The sequence below is a fragment of the Anaeromassilibacillus sp. SJQ-5 genome, from assembly GCF_054108045.1.
In genome coordinates this window covers 2,333,169-2,351,508 of the sequence record NZ_JBPJWQ010000001.1, presented here as the reverse complement: position 1 = coordinate 2,351,508, position 18,340 = coordinate 2,333,169, and the positions used below count along the sequence as shown (strand labels likewise).

Genomic DNA, 18,340 nt, shown 5'->3' with positions numbered 1-18,340 from the left:
ATAATGCCAGCTATCAGTGTAATTATGCCGGTCTACAATTCGGAAAACTACTTGCGCAGTGCCATTGACAGCGTTTTGAATCAGACTTTTCGGGATTTCGAGTTAATCCTTATTGACGACGGGTCAAAAGACGGCAGCGGTGCCATCTGTGACGAATATGGGGATAAAGATTCACGCGTTGTGGTGGTACATCAAGAAAATACCGGTCTGTGCGGCGCCCGTAATCGCGGGTTGACTATGGCTCAAGGCGAGTATTTGACTTTCATTGATAATGACGATTTGTATATGCCGACTCTACTGGAGGATAATTATAAGCTGGCGGTAAAACACCATGCAGGCATGGTTAAATTCGGTCGGGTTCGTGCGGATGTATGCGGAGACTCGCTGGAAAAGGTGATTTATGTCACCGCGCCAAATTTGTATGTCTATCAGGGGGAAGAAGTCCGGTCACAGTTTTTTCATATGCATGGACTACGGATATTTGACTATGTGTGGGATGGGCTCTATAAGGCATCAATAATTAGAAAATATGCCCTGCAATTTGATGAATCCATGCGTTTTGGCAGTGAAGACTCTAAAATGACTTACCAGGTTTATCAACATACCTCCACCTTGGTGATCAATCCACAGGCGTACTATATATACTTTAAAAGATTGTCACATAGTGTTTCAGCGCGCTTTGATCAAAATGTGATTGATTCTCTGCTTATTGTCTCTGATTTGCAATATGATATCTGGCAGTATGTATATCCGAATGGGCTACAGTATTCAGAGACCATCCCTCTAGCGATGACTGATCTTATTACTTTGTTGCAGCGGGCATTGCTGCATAAGTCTTGCCCATATTCCTTCGCGGAGAAGAAACGGCTTCTCCGCTCACTTAAAAAGCATCCTGCCTATGATTTCCCCTGGAATAAAACAATTTCCAAGCAGGTTCGTGCGGTCAGTAAAACTAAATGGCTGATGGCGGCTTTGTATGCGCACGCGAATTATGGCTTATTAATAAGTTTATCCAAAATATATCTGCGCTTTATTCTTGTGAAACAAAGAAAAACGATTCGGTACAATAAAATTCGTTTCGCAGATGATTTGGAAGTAATAACTCGTTGAAGTCTGCGTGAAAACTCGGAGGAATTATGGAGAAGTTTTTCGATTTAAGAACGTTTTTGATTTTTATTCTTAAAAGAGCAAAAGTTTTTTTACTAATTACCTTGCTGATTACCGTGGTGTGGGCAGGGATTCGTGCTGTTCCGCTATCTATACAATATCTCACTTATCAGGAAACACCTGCGGCAGAAAATACGGAGGAAATTTCAACGAGCGATTTGCCTTATCGCTATTCAGAAACGAGGCTTTTGTATATTGAAAAGGATGGCAATATCGATCAGACAAAAAGTCTGTTGAGTGTGTTTACCAATTTATCCAATACCAATGCTGTTATGAATCAGCAAAAAGAGTTGTTTTTTGCGAAAGCCAAAGAGGTTGATGCAGAAGATCGGCAGAAATTATTTAAAATGAAGTACCGGACTAAGCAGATTTTCAATTATCCCTTTGATTTTCAGACATTCAAGGGCTATTACAGTGTACAAACTGATGGAAACAATATGGTTAGCATCACCGTAACGACTGCGGACAAAACTCTATCTAGCGATATGTGTAAAGCCTTGGAAACCGTTCTGATTCAGCAAGTAACAGATGTCTGCGGCGATTTTTCGTATAAAACTGTTGGAACACGTTCGTATCAGGCGTTGCCGGAGCCGGATGCAGGCTTGATTCCTCAAATTGAGACAGCAAACACAGAGGTGGTGGCCGGTTCCCGGCCTAGTCTGTCCGGCATCTTAAAAAGTACGATTAAGGGTGCTATTTGGGGGTTTATGGCTGGTGCCATGATAGCTGTGGTTGTTTTGTTTTTTATGCAGGCGGTTAGTATTAAGGTATGGGAAGAAACCGATCTAAAGGAAGCTGGAATTTCGGTTTTGAGTGTGTGTCGAACAACTGGAAAAAAGCGCCGCCGAATGAAATGGCTTGATAGGTTAATTGATCGTCTGGAAGGACGCTGTGAGGCGGATATGAATGTTGATTTGTGTGCGAAAATGGTGACACAGACTCTTCAGGCTTTGGAATCTTGCCCCAAAAATATTCTTATCGCAGGTATTGCAGACCAAAAAGCCTGGGATGAAATGACTATCCCCTTAAGGGCCTGCCTGGAAAAGCAAAACTTCGCAATCGACCTTTCAAACGAAGCATTGAATCAACCGGCTGTCTTGGACAAAATTGGACAAGCAGATGGCGTGATTTTTATGGAAGAAGCGGGACGTTCTACCAAATTGTCAATTCAGCGCGAACTGGAAATATGCAATCAATTAAAAACGCCTGTGTTGGGTGCAGTTTTGCTGAAATGAGCCATTGGCCTGAGGCATAATAACCGGGAGAATATAACCATGGGAATATATGTGGCGTTGCTGGGAGTGACCATGCTGTTTGCCTGGTTTTGGAGGTGTGCAGAATGTCAACTGGCCCAGGAAATAGAGGGGGACTTTCGCGTAAACGCGAAACAGCATCAAATTCATTTATTAAAAAGAAATTTTTGGATTGCTATGACATTTTTCCCATTGTATATTTTTAATGCGGGAATGTATTATGTCGGCAATGACTATGTAAATTATGTCAAGGAGTTTGATAAGATTAGCAATGGCGGCTTATCTCAAATGGATATCGCTTATGTATGGTTGAACAAATTGGTTATTCATCTTGGTTTAAGCTTTCAATTTGTTTTGGTGTTTTTGTGTTTGGCAGCCTATATTTTGTTTTTTATCTGTATTCATAAGTATTCTGAGAACTATCCCATTAGCTTTTTACTTTATTTCATTATAGGTTATTTTTTTCTGCTAAATCTTAACCAAATTCGTCAATGGATGGCCTTGATGCTAGTAATGCTAGCCTATCAGTACATTGAGAAAAAAAGAGTAATCTCTTACATGGTATTGATTGCTTTCGCCACGATGTTCCATTTCACGGCGATTATTATGGTTTTGTTCTACTTTGTTCTTAGCGCTCGTTATAAATTGAGTGTTTATATTGTGCTGATGCTCATTTTGGCTCCGTTTAACCTATTCTATAATCAGTTGCTGCGGTTTTTGTTTGCTACTTTCCGCCCTTCGTATATTGGTTCGGCCTATATGGACAAAACATTGCAGGTTGATATGTTTATGATAGTAGCAATGTTTTCCGTCTTAATGATGATCCTGTTTTATTACGATACGATTGTTGTCAGTCGTATTCAAACGATTTTCATGAATGCTTTCTTTGTGGCACTCTTATTGACTATTTTTTGCGGCTGGATTCCAGAAGTCACGAGATTTACCTATTATTTCTATCTGCCGATGATTTTCTTAGTTCCAAATACTCTGCTAAAGGAAAAGAGACAAAGTCAGCGCTTTATTTGGCTGGTCGCAATAGTTGGACTGCATATTTTGCGCTTGTTGCGTTCAGCGGGCGGCTGGGGCTTGGTTCCATACGATCACATTTGGCTGCATTAACAGGAGGCTTGTTTTATATGAAAGGCATTATTTTAGCTGGCGGTGCCGGTACGCGGCTGTACCCGTCCACCATCGCCTGTTCCAAGCAGATTCTGACCGTCTATGACAAGCCGATGATTTATTACCCGTTGTCCACCCTGATGCTCGCGGGCATCCGGGAGGTTCTGATCATTTCCACGCCCCGGGATCTTCCCGGCTTTCGGGAGCTGTTCGGGGATGGTTCTCAGCTGGGCATGCAGTTCTCCTATGCCGTGCAGGAAACGCCCCGCGGCCTGGCCGACGCCTTCATCGTGGGGGAATCCTTCATCGGAAGGGATAACGTCTGCCTAATATTGGGCGACAACATTTTCTATGGCTACGGCTTCAGCGAACGACTGAAAAACGCCTCCGATCGTAAAACCGGTGCCACCATCTTCGGCTACCATGTCAGCAACCCCACCGAATTCGGCGTGGTGGAATTCGACAAGGACTGGAACGTGCTGTCCATTGAGGAAAAACCGCAGAAGCCGAAATCCAGCTATGCGGTTCCCGGCCTGTATTTTTATGACAATCAGGTGGTCGAGATCGCCAAGCAGGTGCAGCCCTCCGCTCGCGGCGAAATTGAAATCACAGCCGTCAATAACGAGTATCTCCGCCGCGGTCAGCTGAAGGTGGAGCTGTTCGGCCGTGGAATGGCCTGGCTGGATACCGGCAATCATAGGGCCATGCTGGCCGCCGCCAACTTTGTGGAAGCCATTCAGACACGGCAGGGCTTGTTCGTCTCCTGCATCGAAGAAATCGCCTACCGCCAGGGATTCATCAGCCGGGAGCAGCTCCTCACCCAGGCCGCGCGGTTCAAATCCTCTGAGTACGGCCACTATCTGTTTAAAATTGCGGAAGCCGAGCAGGCATGAAGGGAGCTGACACCATGAACATCCTTATTACCGGTGCGAATGGCCAGCTAGGCAACGAACTGACCTCCATGCTGTCCTCCGGCCAGGCGGAAATCGGTCCCATTCCGGCCGTCTATCGGGGCAGCCGGGTGACGGCGGTGGACGTGGATCGCCTGGATATCACCGACAGCGCTGCCGTTCAGGCTTTTATCGAGGCGGAAAAACCGGAACTTATTATCAACTGCGCCGCCATGACCAATGTTAACGGCTGCGAATCCGCGCCGGACACAGCCATGAAGATCAACGCCATAGCGCCAAGATTTCTGGCCGCCGCCGCCCAGAAAATCGGGGCCAAATTGGTGCATGTGTCCACCGACTATGTGTTTGACGGCGACGGCGCCCGCGCCAGCGACGACTCGATCATCCCCTATACCGAGTGGGACGTCTGCACCCCCTGCAGCGTCTACGGAAAATCCAAATGGCTGGGAGAGCAGTATGTCCGGGAGGTCTGTCCCCGTACCTTTGTGGTGCGGACAGCCTGGCTGTATGGGTATGTGGGCGGCAACTTTGTTAAGACCATCTGGAAAAACGGCGCGCAAAAGGGCGAGCTGAAAGTGGTTGACGATCAGATGGGCAATCCCACCAACGCCAACGATCTCGCGTATCATATCCTGAAGCTGGCCCTGACCGATACCTATGGCGTGTATCATTGCACCGGTACCGGCGTCTGCTCCTGGTACGATTTTGCCTGCGAGATCATCCGCCTGGCGGGTGTTCCCTGCCGGGTGACGCCCTGCACCACCGACGAATATCCCACCCCGGCCAAACGCCCCGCCTATTCCGCGTTGGATAACGCCATGCTGCGCTGCACGGTGGGGGATGAGATGCGGGAATGGAAAGCGGCCCTGGCCGTCTATGTGGAGAAGCTGAAAAAAGCGGGAGGCCCTCAATGAAAACGTATTTAGTCACCGGCGGCGCCGGATTTATCGGTTCCAATTTCGTGCAGTATATGCTGCAAAAGTATGAGGACGTCCGTATCCTGAACCTGGACAAGCTCACCTATGCGGGCAACCTGGAGAACCTGGCCTCGGTCAAGGACGATCCCCGGTATACCTTTATCCACGCGGATATCTGCGACAAAGCCGCGGTGGAAAAAATCTTTGCCGAAAACGCCATCGACTATGTGGTCAATTTCGCGGCGGAAAGCCACGTGGATCGCAGCATCCGGGAGCCCGAGGTGTTCGTCAAAACCAACGTGGAAGGGACAGTGTGCCTGCTGAACGCCGCCCGGAACGCTTGGAACCTTGGCGGCGACGACTATAAGGAAGGCTGCAAGTATCTGCAGGTGTCCACCGACGAGGTATACGGTTCGCTGGGTGCCGAGGGCTTCTTTACCGAGACCACGCCCCTGTGCCCCCACAGCCCCTATTCCGCCAGCAAGGCCGCGGCCGATATGCTGGTGCAGGCCTACTTCGATACCTTCCGCTTCCCCGTGAACATCACCCGCTGCTCCAACAATTACGGCCCCTATCAGTTCCCCGAAAAACTGATTCCGCTCATTATCCACAACACCCTGCAGCATAAAAGCCTGCCGGTGTACGGCGACGGGATGAACGTCCGGGATTGGCTGTATGTGGAGGATCACTGCAAGGCCATCGATATGGTGCTGCGGGACGGCGTGGTCGGCGAGGTGTACAATGTGGGCGGCCATAACGAGCGGCCCAACATCACCATTGTCAAAACCATCCTGGCCTATGTCCATGATCATGTGGATGAGGCGGTGAACGAAACCCTCATCACCTATGTGGAAGATCGCAAGGGCCACGACCGCCGTTATGGCATCGATCCCCAGAAAATCAAGGACGCCCTGGGCTGGTATCCCGAGACCACCTTCGAGGTGGGCATCGAGAAGACCATCCGGTGGTATCTGGACAACCCCGGCTGGATGGCCCATGTGACCAGTGGCCAGTATCAGGAATACTACGCCCGGATGTACGGCGGCAAATAATCGCCCGGGTCGGAGATAGGAAGCGCATTATGGGAAAATTCACCTTTACCCCCACCGGCATCGCCGGCATGATGGTCGTGGAGCCCACCCTGTTCGGAGACGCCCGCGGCTATTTTATGGAAACCTATAACTACAACGAATTTGCGGCCGCCGGCCTGGATATGACCTTTGTGCAGGACAACCAGTCCAAATCAAAGCGGGGCGTGCTGCGGGGCCTGCATTTTCAAACGAAAAACTCTCAGGGCAAGCTGGTTCGCGTCATCCGCGGCGAGGTGTTCGACGTGGGGGTGGACTTGCGGGAAGGCAGCGCCACCTTTGGCCAATGGTACGGCCTCCTTCTGAGCGAGGAGAACCACAAGCAGCTCTATATTCCCGAGGGCTTTGCCCATGGCTTCCTGGTCACCAGCGAGGAAGCGGAATTCGTCTATAAATGCACCCGCTTCTACGACCCCTCCGGCGAGGGCGGCCTGCTGTGGAACGATAAGGATATCGGCATTGATTGGCCGGTGACGGAGGATATGGACATCCTGCTATCGGATAAGGACAAGATTCAGCCCACCTTCCAGGAGTATCTGGCGCGGCGGGGCTGAGACAAGCGTAACAGTAAAAGGGGAAAGGGGCGCGGCGGATGAATTCCAAGGCCAAAAGCTTTATCAAGAATTTTTCCTACACCTTTATGGCCAACGCGGTGTCCTTTCTCATTTCCGCCGTGCTGGTGTTTTTCGTTCCCAAACGGCTGGGCGTGGAACAGTATGGCTATTGGCAGCTGTATACCCTGTATACCTCCTATGTGGGTTTTTTCCATCTCGGCTGGTGCGATGGGGTCTATCTCCGATACGGCGGGCAGGATTATCACGAGCTGGAGAAGCCGGTGTTCGTCACCCAATTCTGGATGCTGACGGCCTTTGAATTCCTCATTACGGCCGGCCTCGGCATTTATGGCTTTTGTATCGTTCCGGAAGCGGAGAAGGGCTTCATCCTGGCCATGATGGGCGTGTGCGCCCTGCTGCTGATTCCCCGCACCTATCTAGGTTTTGTCCTCCAGTTTACCAACCGCATTAAGGAATACGCCGCCATCACCATGCTGGAGCGCGTCATTTACTTTGTGCTGGTAACGGCTCTGGTGCTGGGCGGCGTCCAGGATTACCGCCTGCTGCTGGCGGCGGATTTGATCGGCAAAGCCGTGGGGCTGGTGGTGGCGGTCTGCCGCTGCCGGGACATTGTGTTCGGCCGCATGGTTCCATTTCGTTCGGGCTTAAGCGAAGCGGGGAAAAACATAAACGTCGGCTTCAAGCTGATGATCGCCAACATCGCGAGCCTGCTCATCGTGGGCATCGTGCGCATGACCATCGAAAACAAATGGGGTGTTGCCACCTTTGGCAAGGTTTCCCTGACCATGAGCGTGTCCAACCTGCTGATGGTGTTTATCAGCGCCGTCAGCATCATTCTGTTTCCCACCCTCCGCCGCACCAGCGACGATAAGCTGGCCGGTATGTATGATTTCATGCGCACCTCGATTATGACGGTGCTGCTGGGTCTGCTGATTTTTTACTATCCCGCCAAGCTGCTCCTCACCGCCTGGCTGCCGAAATACGCCGAAGCCTTGACCTACATGGCGCTGATGTTCCCCGTGTGCGTGTTCGAGAGCAAGACCTCCATGCTGGTCAATACCTATATGAAAATTCTCCGCCGGGAAAAGTGGATCCTTCTCATCAACGCCTGCACCGTGGCGCTGAGCATTCTTATCTCCGGGCTGACGGTCTTCCTGCTAGAGAATTTGACCCTGGCGGTGCTGTCCATCGTCGTGCTGCAGACCTTCCGCTGTATTTTCGGCGAGCTTCTGCTCTCCCGCGATTTGGACATCCGTGTGCGCAAGGACATCGTCCTGGAGGTCCTGATGACCGCTACCTTCATCGCCACCGCCTGGTTCCTGCGCTCCTGGCTGTGCACCATTCTGTATGGGGCGGCGTATCTGGTGTATGTGCTGATCAAACGCCAGGATATCGCCCGCATGCTGGGCCAGGTAAAATCCCTGATAAAACGCTGATGACAGGCCGCCTTCCGTGGAATGGCGGCCTGTTTTCATCGAAAGGAGGTGCGGCGCATTGGAACGCGTCAAGCTGTCGGTTCATCGGGTAGTGGACTGGGTGCTGCGCTGCGGCGATATCGATAGCCGCTATGTGGACGCCTCCACCATGCAGCAGGGGGCGGCCGCCCACCGGAAAATCCAAAAAGCCATGACCGGCGACTACCGCAAGGAGGTCTCCCTCTCCCTGGAAACCGAGGCCGGCGGCTTTCCGCTCCTTTTGCAGGGGCGGGCCGATGGCGTGTTCACCGCTGAGGACGGACTGCTGACTATCGACGAGATCAAATCCACCACCCTGCCCCTGGAAAAGCTGGCTGTCCAGCAGGCTCAGCACCTGGGTCAGGCGCAATGCTACGCCTATATGCTCCTTCAAACGCTGGATGCCCCGCCGGAAACGGTGGGCGTCCAACTGACCTATTATCAGCTGGAAACCGAGGAGCTGCAGCGCCGGCGGTTTGTCTTCAGCCGGGAGGAGATCGCCGCCTTTTTCGCGGATCTCCTCCTGCGCTATGGCGATTGGCTGCGCTTTGAGCATGAGTGGAAAGTCCTGCGGGATGCCTCGATTGCCGCCGCCGCCTTTCCCTTCCCGGCCTACCGCCGGGGCCAGCGGGACTTGGCCGCCGCGGCCTACCGCACCATCGTCAACCGCAAAAAGCTGTATGTTCAGGCCCCCACCGGCATCGGGAAGACTCTTTCCACCCTGTTTCCCGCCGTCAAAGCCGTGGGGGAGGGCCGGCTGGAAAAGCTCTTTTACCTCACCGCCAAAACCGTCACCCGCACCGTGGCGGAGGAGGCCGTCACCCTCATGGAAAGCCAGGGCCTGCGCTTCAAATCCGTCACCCTGCGGGCCAAGGATAAAATCTGCTTTTGCGAGGAAACCATCTGCAACCCCGACAGCTGCCCCTACGCCAAGGGCCACTACGACCGGGTCAACGACGCGCTGATGGACATGCTCACTCATCACGACCGCATCACCCCCGCCGTGGTGGAGGCCTATTGCCGGCAGTACCGCCTCTGCCCGCACGAAACCGCCCTGGACGCGGCCCTGTGGGCGGACTTGGTTATCGGGGATTATAACCACGTGTTTGATCCCGCCGCCTATCTCCGCCGCTTTTTCGACGGGGACGAGGAGCATAACTACGGCTTTCTCATCGACGAAGCCCATAACCTGGCTGACCGGGTGCGGGATATGTATTCCGCCGTCCTGCGCCGTTCCGCCTTTTCCCGCCTGGTGAGACAGCTGCCGGATAAAACCAAAACCGCCGCCGCCCTGCGCAAATCCCTGCGGGCCGTGGCCAAATACCTAGCCGACGCCGGTAAGGCCTTGGGCGATGCCGATGAAGCCGCCAATCCCGAAAAGGACGCGGCGATAGGGGCGTTGGTGACGCTGTTTTGCTCCGCCGCCGAGGACTGGCTGGCTGAGGAGCAGAACAACAGCCACGAACGGCTGCGGGACGTGCTGGAGCTCTACTTTGAAGCCACCGCCTTCCAGGGCATCGCCGAGCTGTACGACGAGCATTTCACCACCCTGACGGAAACCGGGGAGGGGGATGTCATCCGGACGCTCTTCTGTCTGGATCCCTCCGCCATCATCGCCGGGCGGCTGAAGCTGGCCAAGGCGTCCGTCCTCTTTTCCGCCACCCTCACCCCGCTGCCTTATTACCGGGAGCTGCTGGGCGGGGACGAGACCGATCCCCTGCTGTCCCTGCCCTCCCCCTTTGAGGAGGAGCGCCTGCTCCTGGTGGCCCATGGCGGCATTTCCACCAAATACAAGGATCGCGCCGCCAGCTATGCCCCCATCGCGGAGGCCATCGCTGCGGTTATCGCCCGGAAAACGGGCAACTATCTGATCTTCTTCCCTTCCTATGACTATATGCGGCAGGTGCACGAGCGCTTTACGGCCCTGTGCCCCGGGGTGGACGCTCCCATGCAGGACAGCCATATGGACGAGGAGGAACGGGCCGACTTTCTCGCCCGGTTCGACGCGGAGAATGCCGATACCCTGGCCGGGTTCTGCGTGCTGGGCGGCCTGTTCTCCGAGGGTATCGACCTGAAGGGCGACCGGCTAATCGGCACCGTCATCGTGGGGGTGGGCCTGCCCGGCCTTTCCCTAAGGCAGAATGAGATCCGGGAATATTTTAATCGAAAAAACGGTCGGGGCTACGATTACGCCTATGTCTATCCTGGCATGAATAAGGTGCTGCAAGCCGCCGGCCGGGTCATCCGGTCGGCGGACGACGCGGGGGTGGCCGTCCTCATCGACAGCCGGTTTCATACCGCCGCCTACCGGGCCCTGTTCCCGCCCCATTGGTCGCAGATGCGGCGCGTCCGGGACACGGCATCCCTGCGCCGGCTCCTCGCCGCCTTTCCCTACTTTTCGGCAGAGCCCGAACAGCCCTCCTCAGGCGAATAGCGGGGCGCGATCACACAGCTTTTCATTTGGAAAGAAGGAGATGACTTATGAGCAGAACCGTGCAGGCCGAACTGACCACTATGGTGATGGTGCGCCGCCGCGATACCGGCGAGGTGCTGGTGCAGCAGCGGACCAAAAGTTGGAAGGGTATCGCCTTCCCCGGCGGCCATGCGGAGCCGGGGGAGAGTCTTCTCGCCTGCGCCGTCCGGGAGATTTACGAGGAAACCGGCTTGCGTGTCAGCGATCTGCAGTCCTGCGGGCTGGTGGATTGGTGCTGCCGCGCCACCGGCGATCGCTATCTGGTCTTCCTCTACCGGACGCAAACCTTTGCCGGCGACCTTTTGGACGAAACGGAGGAGGGCCGGGTGTTCTGGACGGATCCGGCTTCTTTGCACACCCTGCCCCTGGCGGAGAATTTCGAGCGGTATTGGCCCCTGTTCTTTTCTCCCGGCGAGCTGTTTGCCCAGTGGGGTGAGGGGGAGCCGGACGACTTCCAGGTGTATCCGGATAAGGAGGCGGCCGTATGTTGATCGCCGCCGCCAAGCTGACTCTGCGCGCCCCCTGGGTGCGCTCGCTCAAAGAGAAACGGATGATTGTCCAGAGCCTGATCGCCCGCGTGTCGCAGAAGTTCCATGTCTCCGCCGCCGAGGTGGAGCAGCAAGATGTCCACCAGACCATCGTCGTCGGCGTGGCCGCTGTGGTGGGATCCGCCGCCCTGGGCGACGCCGTGCTGGACAAGATCCTCCGCTTCGTGGAGGAAACCTGCGAGGCTGAGCTGACCGGGGTGGAGCGGGAGATCCGATAAGAAAAGGCCCGCGGCCGTCCGGAACGGCAGGCCAGGGGGAGAAGCCTGCTGTTCCGGGACGCGGCTGCGGGCCCAGTCTATGCGGTTTTAGGTACTCCTTCCGGTTTAACGGCAGGAGGAAATGGGCCTGGACCAGCCGGTGGCCGCGGGGCGCAGCACATCGCTGGTACAGTGCGCGGAAGCGGAAGCCGGGCGCACGCAGTCGCAGCCGCGGTTTTCGCGGGCCTCGGCGCGAGCCGCCGCCATCTCTTCACAGCGGCGCTGTTCAGCTTCTCTTTCGGCGCGTTCCTCGCACTCCCGGTCGCGGGCGGAAGCTCCGCAGCAGTCGCAGCAGCAACAGCATTTGCAGCCGCGCTCGCCGGAGGGGCGCTCGTCATCGTGGTTGCGGCAGCACCGGCCGCAGCCGCGGTTGCAGCCGCGTTCGCTCGCAAGAAGCAGGGCGGTGGCGGATACGGGATCAAAACACATCGTTATCACCTCCTACAGTACAAGCTATGCGAACAAGCCCCGGAGAGTTCCGCCCACTTGCGCATTTCGCGCCGATCGGGTACAATAGCCAAAAAAGAAAGGACGTGCCGCGATGAAATCCTACCGCAAGGAGCTGCATTTTCATCTGCCCGCCCGCCGTGGCCTGGTCAATATCACTTCCCAGGTCCGCCAGGCCCTGGAGGAGAGCGGGATTCAAGAGGGGCTGCTGCTGGTCAATGCCATGAACATTACGGCAAGCGTGTTCATCAATGACGATGAAAGCGGTCTGCACCACGACTATGAGGTCTGGCTGGAAAAGCTGGCTCCCGAAAAGCCATACAGCCAGTACCGGCATAACGGCTTTGAGGACAATGCCGACGCCCATCTGAAGCGGACGGTCATGGGCCGGGAGGTGGTGGTGGCCGTCACCGGCGGCCGCCTGGACTTCGGCACATGGGAGCAGATTTTCTATTTTGAATTCGACGGCAAACGGGATAAGCGGGCGCTTATCAAAATCATCGGCGAATAAGGAGGAACCATGAGCGTGTTGTTTTTGGAATACCCGCCCTGCTCCACCTGTCAGAAGGCGAAGCGGTGGCTGGAGGACAACGGGGTGGCCTATACCGCCCGGCATATCAAGACAGATAACCCCACGAAGGAGGAGCTGACCGCGTGGATCGCCCGCAGCGGCCTGCCGATTAAGCGCTTTTTCAATACCAGCGGCCTGGTGTATAAGGCCATGGGCCTTAAGGATAAGCTGCCGGCCATGAGCGAGGAGGAGCAGATTTCTCTGCTCGCCTCCGACGGCATGCTGGTCAAACGTCCCCTGGCGGTGACCGAGGAGCGGGTCATCCCCGGCTTTCGGCCGGCAGAATGGGAAGCGCTGAAAAAATAATTTTATTTTTTTCGAAAAAAGGCTTGCATTTTGTCAAAACATCGTGTATACTCTTATCTCGTTGGTGCCGATGGCGGTGGGGGTACACCCGTTCCCATCCCGAACACGGCAGTTAAGCCCACTTGCGCTGAAAATACTTGGCTGGAAGCGGCCCGGGAAAATAAGCAGGTGCCAACATCAAAACCGCAGCACGAACGTGCCGCGGTTTTTTTGTGCCCGGCCTGGGCCGGTGTGGCCAAACCGCCCTACGCGATCCTTAACTCTTCCTGAATTTTCCCCCCGGCCTCTTGGGCGGTCCGCGCCGCTGTGCTATACTGGATGTATCACCCGCGTCCAAGGAGGACTGTCTCATGAGCCGAACCCGTCAAATAACTGAACGGCACCACCGTCCCCGCCGGCAGTGGGGGCGGCTGCCCCGGATTCTTCTGGGTGTCTTTTTTGCCCTCCTGCTGCTTGTTTCCCTGCTGCCCCTGGCGGGCCGCGTCATCAATATTGGGGTGGTCGCTCCCGCCGCGGCCAGCGCTCTGGGCCTGGCCGCCTGTGTTTGGACGCCCTTTTTCCGGCGCATACTCCAATATATCTGGCAACGAAAGGGGCTGCGGGTTATTTTGATCGTTCTGATGGCGCTGGTCGCCATCTTGCTTGTCTGGTTCATCGTGGTGTCCGTGATGATGCTGCGGGGCGCGGCCCGTCCCGCCCCGAAAAACGCCACCGTCATCGTCCTGGGCGCCGCCGTTTATGGGGAAACCCCCTGCCTGATGCTGACGCAGCGGCTGGACGCCGCCGCCCGTTACCTGGATGCCAATCCGGACGCCGCCTGTATCCTCTCCGGCGGCCAGGGCCCCGGCGAGGATATTTCCGAGGCGGAGGCCATGAAGCGGTATCTGCTGGAGAAGGGCGTGGACGAAAGCCGTCTGTATATGGAGGACAAATCCACCAATACCTTTGAAAATATTCAGTTCTCCAAGAGGATCCTGGAGGAGCATCGGCTCAGCCCCACCGTGGTCATCGCCACCCAGGAATTTCATCAGTACCGCGCCCAGGCCTTTGCCCGGAGGGCGGGGCTGACCGGCGCAGGCCCCTGCACCTGCCATACGCCGCCCTATCTGCTGCTGTGCTACTGGGTGCGGGAGTTCGCCGCCATCAGCCGCATGCTGCTCTTGGGTTACTAATCAGAAAATATCAACGGTGCCGCGTGTTCCAAAGTCACGCGGCGCCGTATTTTTTCTCCATATTCTGCCAACACTTGGATATCGGTATAAAAAAACAAAAAAAATCGCCAAATTGCAACTTTGCAATTGACAATCCAATTTCTATGATGTATTATAGTATACTGCATAATCATGGGGAGATATGCCTGGGAATAGATTTAGTATAGCACAACATGCGACAATTGGCAAGTATCTGCTGGCAAGTTTTTAGATATTTGTTCCCTTTGTCCGCCGGGCTATTCCACCCGCCGTGATTTTTCCCCGGAACAGGCGGCCGGCCTCCTGCCGGGCCGGCGTGAATACAAAGAACAGGAGTGATCGAGCCTATGGCGAATATCAAACCGGTAAAGCTGGGCAACAATGTTCGCATGAGCTTCGCAAAAATCAATGAGGTGCTGGATATGCCCAACCTCATCGAGGTGCAGAAGAACTCATATCAATGGTTTCTGGAGGAGGGCCTCCGGGACGTTTTCAACGACGTGTCCTCCATTACCGACTATACCGGGAACCTGGTTTTGGAATTCATCGATTACCGCCTGGACGAGGAACCCAAATACACCGTGGAGCAGTGCAAGGAGCGGGACGTCACCTACGCCGCCCCCCTGCGGGTGCGCGCCCGCCTGCTCAATAAGGAAACCGGCGAAATCAAGGAATCCGAAGTGTTTATGGGCGATTTCCCCCTGATGACGGAAAGCGGCACCTTTGTCATCAACGGCGCGGAGCGAGTCATCGTCTCCCAGCTGGTGCGTTCGCCCGGCGTGTACTTCGGCATGAACTACGACACCACCGGCAAGAAGCTGTTCAACGCCACCGTCATCCCCAACCGGGGCGCCTGGCTGGAATATGAAACCGATTCCTCCGATGTGTTCTATGTCCGTATCGACAAAAACCGCAAGCTGCCCATCACCGTTTTCGTGCGGGCCCTGGGCCTGGGATCCGACGCCGAGCTGCTGGATTTCTTCGGCGACGACGAGCGGATTCACGCCACCATCGAGAAGGATATCACCAAGAACACCGAGGAAGCTCTGCTGGAGGTTTACCGCAAGCTGCGCCCCGGTGAACCGCTGACGGTGGAGAACTCCCAGCAGCACCTGGAGAGCCTGTTTTTCGATCCCCGCCGGTACGACCTGTCCCGTGTGGGCCGGTATAAGTACAACAAAAAGCTGGGGATTTCCAACCGGCTGGCCGGCTGCCGCCTGTCCCGCCCGGTGGTCAACCCGAACACCGGCGAGGTCATGGGCGAGCCGGGCGAGCTCATCGATCGCGCCCGCGCCATGGAGATGGAAGACGCCGGCGTGACGGTGGCCTATGTCCAGGTGGACGATCACGGCGAGGGTCACGAGGTCAAGATCGTCTCCAACGGCATGGTGGACATTAGCAAATACGTGGATTTCGACGTGGCGGAGCTGGGCATTCACGAGCGGGTGCGCTATTCCGTGCTGCGGGAAATCCTGGATGCCTGCGAAACCGACGAAGAGAAGAAGGAGGCCATCCGCGCCCGCGCGTCCGACCTCGTTCCCAACCATATCATCATCGACGATATGCTGGCCTCCATCAACTATGTCAACTGCCTGGGCCATGACATCGGCACCACCGACGACATCGACCACCTGGGCAACCGCCGCATCCGTTCGGTGGGCGAGCTGCTGCAGAACCAGTTCCGCATCGGCTTCTCCCGCATGGAGCGCGTCATCCGGGAGCGCATGACCCTGCAGGCCCAGGATATGGACGTCATCACCCCCCAGGCGCTGATCAATATCCGCCCGGTGGTGGCCGCCATCAAGGAGTTTTTCGGCTCCTCCCCGCTGTCTCAGTTCATGGATCAGAACAACCCCCTGGCCGAACTGACCCATAAGCGCCGCCTGTCCGCCCTGGGCCCCGGCGGCCTGTCCCGTGACCGCGCCGGGTTCGAGGTGCGCGACGTGCACTACAGCCATTATGGCCGTATGTGCCCCATTGAGACCCCTGAAGGCCCCAACATCGGCCTGATTTCATACCTGGCCACCTTCGCCCGCATCAATGAATACGGCTTCGTCGAAGCGCCCTTCCGCCGGGTGGACAAGGTCACCGGCGTGGTCACCGACGAAGTGGTGTATATGCCCGCCGACATGGAGGACGATTTCATCGTCGCCCAGGCCAACGAGCCGCTGGACGAGGAGGGCCGGTTCGCCCGCGCCCGCGTCAACGCCCGTTACCGCAGCGAATTCCTGGAAATCGAGCGGGAAAAGATCGACTACATGGACGTCTCCCCGAAGATGGTCGTGTCCGTCGCGACGGCCATGATCCCCTTCCTGGAAAACGACGACGCCAACCGTGCCCTGATGGGCTCCAACATGCAGCGCCAGGCCGTGCCGCTGCTGAAAACCGATTCCCCCATCGTCGGCACCGGCATGGAATACAAGGCCGGCGTCGACTCCGGCGTCTGCATCCTGGCCAAGGAAGCCGGCACCGTGGCGGCGGTTTCCGCCGATCGCATCGTCGTGCGCCGCGATTCCGACGGATCCCAGGATACCTATAAGCTCATCAAATTCGCCCGTTCCAACCAGGGCACCTGCGTCAACCAGCGCCCGGTGGTGGAGCATGGCCAGCACGTGGAAGCCGGCGAGGTCATCGCCGACGGCCCCTCCACCTGCAACGGCGAAATTTCCCTGGGCAAGAATGTCCTCATCGGCTTCATGACCTGGGAGGGCTATAACTACGAGGACGCCGTTCTCATCAACGAAAAAGTGGTGCGGGACGACGTGTTCACCTCCATCCACATCGAGGAATACGAGGTGGAATCCCGCGACACCAAGCTCGGCCCGGAGGAAATCACTCGGGATATCCCCAACGTGGGCGAGGACGCCCTCAAGGATCTGGACGAGCGGGGCATCATCCACATCGGCGCCGAGGTGCGGTCCGGCGATATCCTGGTCGGTAAGGTCACCCCCAAGGGCGAGACCGAACTGACCGCCGAGGAACGCCTGCTGCGCGCCATTTTCGGCGAGAAAGCCCGCGAGGTGCGGGATACCTCCCTGCGCGTTCCCCACGGCGAATACGGCATCATCGTGGACGTCAAGGTCTTCACCCGCGAAAACTGTGACGAGCTGAGCCCCGGCGTCAACATGGTCGTCCGCTGCTACATCGCCCAGAAGCGCAAAATCAGCGTCGGCGATAAAATGGCCGGCCGCCACGGCAATAAGGGCGTCGTCTCCCGCATCCTGCCCAGCGAGGATATGCCCTTCCTGCCCGACGGCCGTCCCCTGGACATTGTGCTTAACCCCTTGGGCGTGCCGTCCCGTATGAATATCGGCCAGGTGCTGGAAGTGCACCTGGGCTACGCCGCCGCCGCCCTGGGCTTCAAGGTTATGACCCCCGTCTTCGACGGCGCCCACGAGGGCGACATCCAGGATCTGCTGGAGCAGGCGGGCAAGCGCCGCGACGGCAAGACCGTCCTGTACGACGGCCGTACCGGCGAGGCCTTCGACAACCCCGTCACCGTCGGCTATATGTACTTCCTCAAGCTCCACCACCTGGTGGACGATAAGATCCACGCCCGTTCCACCGGCCCCTACTCCCTGGTCACCCAGCAGCCGCTGGGCGGCAAGGCCCAGTTCGGCGGCCAGCGCTTCGGCGAAATGGAAGTCTGGGCGCTGGAAGCCTACGGCGCCGCCTACACCCTGCAGGAAATCCTCACCGTCAAATCCGACGACGTGGTGGGCCGCGTGAAAACCTACGAGGCCATCGTCAAGGGCCAGAACGTGCCCCAGTCCGGCGTACCCGAATCCTTCAAGGTGCTGGTCAAGGAGCTGCAGTCCCTGGGCCTCGACATCAAGGTGCTCAATAAGGACAAACAGGAAATCGACCTCAAGCAAACCTTTGAGGACGACGACGAGCTGAGCATGGTGACAGTGGACGACGACGCGTTCTCCACCGTGACGAACGAAGGCGAACTGGACGGCTACGGTGTGGAAGACGCCGAGCCGGAGGACGACCTGGCCGCCGAGGAAGACGTGTTTGAACCCGACGGCGACCTGGCCTTCGACGACGAACTTTAATAGGGG

The 18,340-nt window shown here is 56.4% G+C and carries 16 protein-coding genes and 1 rRNA gene; 16 read left to right on the top strand and 1 reads right to left on the bottom strand.

Annotated features, from left to right (window positions below; genetic code table 11):
• Positions 1-3 precede the first annotated feature (3 nt).
• The 11 genes from ACSAMM_RS10015 to ACSAMM_RS09965 are packed head-to-tail and all read left to right on the top strand — an operon-like array spanning position 4 to position 11,723.
• Positions 4-1,110 (top strand): glycosyltransferase family 2 protein, encoded by a 1,107-nt coding sequence (locus ACSAMM_RS10015; protein ID WP_457791235.1) that lies wholly within the window; start codon positions 4-6, stop codon positions 1,108-1,110.
• Positions 1,111-1,136: 26 nt separating this feature from the next.
• On the top strand, positions 1,137-2,402 hold the full coding sequence (locus ACSAMM_RS10010) for a hypothetical protein (RefSeq protein ID WP_457791234.1): 1,266 nt from the start codon (positions 1,137-1,139) through the stop codon (positions 2,400-2,402).
• A gap of 39 nt (positions 2,403-2,441) precedes the next feature.
• Positions 2,442-3,539: an EpsG family protein gene (locus tag ACSAMM_RS10005; RefSeq protein WP_457791233.1), complete on the top strand. Its 1,098-nt coding sequence runs from the start codon at positions 2,442-2,444 to the stop codon at positions 3,537-3,539.
• A 17-nt stretch (positions 3,540-3,556) separates the two neighbouring features.
• A complete protein-coding gene (gene rfbA / locus ACSAMM_RS10000; protein WP_457791232.1) occupies positions 3,557-4,432 on the top strand; it encodes a glucose-1-phosphate thymidylyltransferase RfbA in 876 nt (291 codons plus the stop codon).
• Positions 4,433-4,446: 14 nt separating this feature from the next.
• Positions 4,447-5,364, top strand: a complete 918-nt coding sequence (gene rfbD / locus ACSAMM_RS09995) for a dTDP-4-dehydrorhamnose reductase (RefSeq protein ID WP_457791231.1) — start codon at positions 4,447-4,449, stop codon at positions 5,362-5,364.
• Entirely contained in the window at positions 5,361-6,419 is a 1,059-nt protein-coding gene (rfbB, locus tag ACSAMM_RS09990; RefSeq protein ID WP_178724841.1) for a dTDP-glucose 4,6-dehydratase, read from the top strand. The genes rfbD and rfbB overlap by 4 nt, the downstream gene beginning before the upstream one ends.
• Positions 6,420-6,448: 29 nt before the next feature.
• Positions 6,449-7,009, top strand: coding sequence for a dTDP-4-dehydrorhamnose 3,5-epimerase (gene rfbC / locus ACSAMM_RS09985; RefSeq protein ID WP_178724839.1), 561 nt, complete (start codon positions 6,449-6,451; stop codon positions 7,007-7,009).
• Positions 7,010-7,047: 38 nt separating this feature from the next.
• Entirely contained in the window at positions 7,048-8,466 is a 1,419-nt protein-coding gene (locus ACSAMM_RS09980) for a hypothetical protein (protein ID WP_178724836.1), read from the top strand.
• A 58-nt stretch (positions 8,467-8,524) separates the two neighbouring features.
• Positions 8,525-10,918: a helicase C-terminal domain-containing protein gene (locus ACSAMM_RS09975; protein ID WP_457791230.1), complete on the top strand. Its 2,394-nt coding sequence runs from the start codon at positions 8,525-8,527 to the stop codon at positions 10,916-10,918.
• Positions 10,919-10,965: 47 nt separating this feature from the next.
• Entirely contained in the window at positions 10,966-11,448 is a 483-nt protein-coding gene (locus ACSAMM_RS09970; RefSeq protein ID WP_178724834.1) for an NUDIX domain-containing protein, read from the top strand.
• Complete coding sequence (locus tag ACSAMM_RS09965) at positions 11,442-11,723, top strand: DUF503 family protein (protein ID WP_178724832.1); 282 nt, start codon at positions 11,442-11,444, stop codon at positions 11,721-11,723. The genes ACSAMM_RS09970 and ACSAMM_RS09965 overlap by 7 nt, the downstream gene beginning before the upstream one ends.
• A 105-nt stretch (positions 11,724-11,828) precedes the next feature.
• On the opposite strand, the gene ACSAMM_RS09960 is transcribed toward ACSAMM_RS09965, so the two are convergent.
• Positions 11,829-12,191: a hypothetical protein gene (locus ACSAMM_RS09960; RefSeq protein ID WP_178724830.1), complete on the bottom strand. Its 363-nt coding sequence runs from the start codon at positions 12,189-12,191 to the stop codon at positions 11,829-11,831.
• 112 nt (positions 12,192-12,303) lie between these two features.
• Here ACSAMM_RS09960 and ACSAMM_RS09955 point away from each other — a divergent pair, with 112 nt between their 5' ends.
• The 5 genes from ACSAMM_RS09955 (at position 12,304) to rpoB (ending at position 18,334) form a co-directional block, all read left to right on the top strand.
• On the top strand, positions 12,304-12,720 hold the full coding sequence (locus tag ACSAMM_RS09955) for a secondary thiamine-phosphate synthase enzyme YjbQ (RefSeq protein WP_178724828.1): 417 nt from the start codon (positions 12,304-12,306) through the stop codon (positions 12,718-12,720).
• A gap of 9 nt (positions 12,721-12,729) precedes the next feature.
• The gene (locus tag ACSAMM_RS09950; protein ID WP_457791229.1) at positions 12,730-13,086 is read left to right on the top strand and encodes an arsenate reductase family protein; all 357 of its coding nucleotides are present in this window, start codon (positions 12,730-12,732) and stop codon (positions 13,084-13,086) included.
• Between the two features lie 60 nt (positions 13,087-13,146).
• A 5S ribosomal RNA gene (rrf, locus tag ACSAMM_RS09945) occupies positions 13,147-13,263 on the top strand.
• 173 nt (positions 13,264-13,436) lie between these two features.
• On the top strand, positions 13,437-14,258 hold the full coding sequence (locus tag ACSAMM_RS09940) for an ElyC/SanA/YdcF family protein (RefSeq protein WP_178723665.1): 822 nt from the start codon (positions 13,437-13,439) through the stop codon (positions 14,256-14,258).
• A 365-nt stretch (positions 14,259-14,623) separates the two neighbouring features.
• Positions 14,624-18,334, top strand: coding sequence for a DNA-directed RNA polymerase subunit beta (rpoB, locus tag ACSAMM_RS09935; protein WP_457791228.1), 3,711 nt, complete (start codon positions 14,624-14,626; stop codon positions 18,332-18,334).
• The last annotated feature ends 6 nt before the right edge of the window (positions 18,335-18,340 follow it).

Coding starts and splice junctions, on each gene's coding strand:
- rpoB (WP_457791228.1), top strand. CDS start 14,624: ATGGCGAATATCAAACCGGTAAAGCTGGGCAACAATGTTCGCATGAGC.
- ACSAMM_RS10015 (WP_457791235.1), top strand. CDS start 4: ATGCCAGCTATCAGTGTAATTATGCCGGTCTACAATTCGGAAAACTAC.
- ACSAMM_RS10010 (WP_457791234.1), top strand. CDS start 1,137: ATGGAGAAGTTTTTCGATTTAAGAACGTTTTTGATTTTTATTCTTAAA.
- ACSAMM_RS10005 (WP_457791233.1), top strand. CDS start 2,442: ATGGGAATATATGTGGCGTTGCTGGGAGTGACCATGCTGTTTGCCTGG.
- ACSAMM_RS09970 (WP_178724834.1), top strand. CDS start 10,966: ATGAGCAGAACCGTGCAGGCCGAACTGACCACTATGGTGATGGTGCGC.
- rfbB (WP_178724841.1), top strand. CDS start 5,361: ATGAAAACGTATTTAGTCACCGGCGGCGCCGGATTTATCGGTTCCAAT.
- ACSAMM_RS09960 (WP_178724830.1), bottom strand. CDS start 12,191: ATGTGTTTTGATCCCGTATCCGCCACCGCCCTGCTTCTTGCGAGCGAA.
- rfbD (WP_457791231.1), top strand. CDS start 4,447: ATGAACATCCTTATTACCGGTGCGAATGGCCAGCTAGGCAACGAACTG.
- ACSAMM_RS09955 (WP_178724828.1), top strand. CDS start 12,304: ATGAAATCCTACCGCAAGGAGCTGCATTTTCATCTGCCCGCCCGCCGT.
- ACSAMM_RS09950 (WP_457791229.1), top strand. CDS start 12,730: ATGAGCGTGTTGTTTTTGGAATACCCGCCCTGCTCCACCTGTCAGAAG.
- ACSAMM_RS09980 (WP_178724836.1), top strand. CDS start 7,048: ATGAATTCCAAGGCCAAAAGCTTTATCAAGAATTTTTCCTACACCTTT.
- rfbA (WP_457791232.1), top strand. CDS start 3,557: ATGAAAGGCATTATTTTAGCTGGCGGTGCCGGTACGCGGCTGTACCCG.
- ACSAMM_RS09940 (WP_178723665.1), top strand. CDS start 13,437: ATGAGCCGAACCCGTCAAATAACTGAACGGCACCACCGTCCCCGCCGG.
- rfbC (WP_178724839.1), top strand. CDS start 6,449: ATGGGAAAATTCACCTTTACCCCCACCGGCATCGCCGGCATGATGGTC.
- ACSAMM_RS09965 (WP_178724832.1), top strand. CDS start 11,442: ATGTTGATCGCCGCCGCCAAGCTGACTCTGCGCGCCCCCTGGGTGCGC.